The sequence below is a fragment of the Streptomyces griseicoloratus genome, from assembly GCF_014534645.1.
Classification (GTDB): Bacteria; Actinomycetota; Actinomycetes; order Streptomycetales; family Streptomycetaceae; genus Streptomyces; species Streptomyces griseicoloratus.
In genome coordinates this window covers 1-2,145 of sequence record NZ_JACVQF010000170.1, presented here as the reverse complement: position 1 = coordinate 2,145, position 2,145 = coordinate 1, and the positions used below count along the sequence as shown (strand labels likewise).

The 2,145-nt window shown below is 74.8% G+C and carries 1 protein-coding gene; it reads left to right on the top strand.

Annotated elements, in window-relative coordinates; all coding sequences use genetic code 11:
• Positions 1-2,145 (top strand): type I polyketide synthase (locus H0H10_RS07965; protein ID WP_262506242.1); only part of this gene is annotated, 2,145 nt, incomplete at both ends.

Below are 2,145 nucleotides of genomic sequence, written 5' to 3'. Positions count from 1 at the left end.
ACGCGGGGCGCGGTGGCGACCGGTGACGGCGAGGACGTCACGGATCTCGCGCACGCCGGTGTGTGGGGCCTGGTCCGGGTCGCCCAGACCGAGAACCCCGGCCGCATCGTCCTCGTCGACCGCGACACGGACACCCTCGACCCGCGGCACGTCTCCCCCGACGTCCCGCAAGCCGCCGTACGCGGCACCACCGTGCTCACACCCCAACTGGCCCGCAGCACCGCCAAGGACACGCAGACTCCTCCCCGCTGGGACGGCGGCACCGTCCTCGTCACCGGCGCCACCGGAGCCCTCGGCGGCTTCCTGGCCCGGCACCTCGTCACGCGGCACGACGCCCGGCACCTGCTCCTGCTCTCCCGCCGGGGCATCGACGCCCCCGGCGCCCGGGAGCTGCACGACGAACTCACCGCACTGGGCGCCGACGTCACCTTCGCCGCCTGCGACGCCGCCGACCGGGACGCCCTGACCGCCGTACTCGCCGGCATCCCGGACGACCGGCCGCTGACCGCGGTCGTCCACACCGCCGGCGTCCTCGACGACACGGTCCTCACGGACCTGACGCCCCAGCGGCTGGCGAAGGTGCTCCAGCCCAAGGTCGACGCGGCCTGGAACCTGCACGAGCTGACGAAGGACCGGGACCTGACGGCCTTCGTGCTCTACTCGTCGATCGCCGGCCTCATCGGCAACGCCGGACAGGCCAACTACGCCGCCGGCAACACCTTCCTCGACGCTCTCGCCCAGCACCGCCGCGCCCACGGCCTGCCCGCCACCAGCCTCGCCTGGGGACTGTGGGCCGAGGCCAGCACCATCAGCGGCGGCCTCGACGAGACCGACCTCAAGCGCATCGAGCGCACGGGGCTGCTGCCGCTGTCGTCGGACGACGCGATGGACCTGTTCGACGCCGCCCCCGCCACCGGCGAGGCCGTCCTGGCCGTCACCCGGCTCGACACGGCCGCGCTGCGCCGGCAGGACGAGCCGCAGCCGCTGCTGCGCGGACTCGTCCCGGCGGCTCCGCACCGCACGGCCACGGCCTCGGCGGGCGGCCGGGACACCGGGTCGCCGCTGGCGGAGCGGTTCGCCGGCCTGTCGCCGGACGAGCGCCGGCAGGCGCTCACGGACCTGGTGCGGGCGCAGGTGGCCGCGGTGCTCGGCCACGCCGACGCGGGTGCCGTCGCCGCCGAACGGGCCTTCCAGGAGATCGGCTTCGACTCCCTCACCGCCGTCGAGCTGCGCAACCAGCTCAACAAGGTGACCGGGTTGCGGCTGCCGAGCACGCTGGTCTTCGACCACCCCAACCCGGCCGCGCTCGCCGCGCACCTGGACGCGGAGCTGTTCGGCTCGGCGTCCGAGGCGGCCCCGGCCGTGGTGGCCGCGGACTCCTCGTCGCTGGAGCCGATCGCGATCGTCGGCATGGCCTGCCGCTACCCGGGTGGCGTCACCGGCCCGGAGGACCTGTGGCGGCTCGTCGCCGACGGCGTCGACGCCGTCACCGAGTTCCCGACGAACCGCGGCTGGGACCTGGAGAACCTCTACCACCCGGACCCGGACCACACCGGCACGACGTACACCCGGGGCGGCGGGTTCCTGCACGACGCCGACCGGTTCGACCCCGAGTTCTTCGGGATGTCGCCGCGTGAAGCCCTCGCCACCGACCCGCAGCAGCGGCTGCTGCTGGAGACCGCCTGGGAGACCCTGGAGAACGCCGGCATCGTCCCGGCGTCGCTGCGCGGCAGCCGCACCGGTGTGTTCACCGGCGTGATGTACCACGACTACGGCTCCCAGGCGGACAGCGTCCCTGAGGACCTGGAGGGGTACCTGGCCAGCGGCAACGCGGGCAGCGTCGCCTCCGGCCGGGTGTCGTACACACTGGGGCTCGAAGGCCCGGCGGTGACCGTCGACACGGCGTGCTCGTCGTCCCTGGTGGCCCTGCACATGGCCGCGGGCGCGCTGCGCTCGGGCGAGTGCGATCTCGCGCTGGCCGGCGGCGTGACCGTGATGGCCGGCCCGACGTCGTACGTCGAGTTCTCGCGGCAGCGCGGCCTCGCGCCCGACGGACGCTGCAAGCCGTTCGCCGAGGCCGCCGACGGCACGGGCTGGTCGGAGGGCGTCGGCCTGCTGCTGGTCGAGCGCCTGTCGGACGCCCGC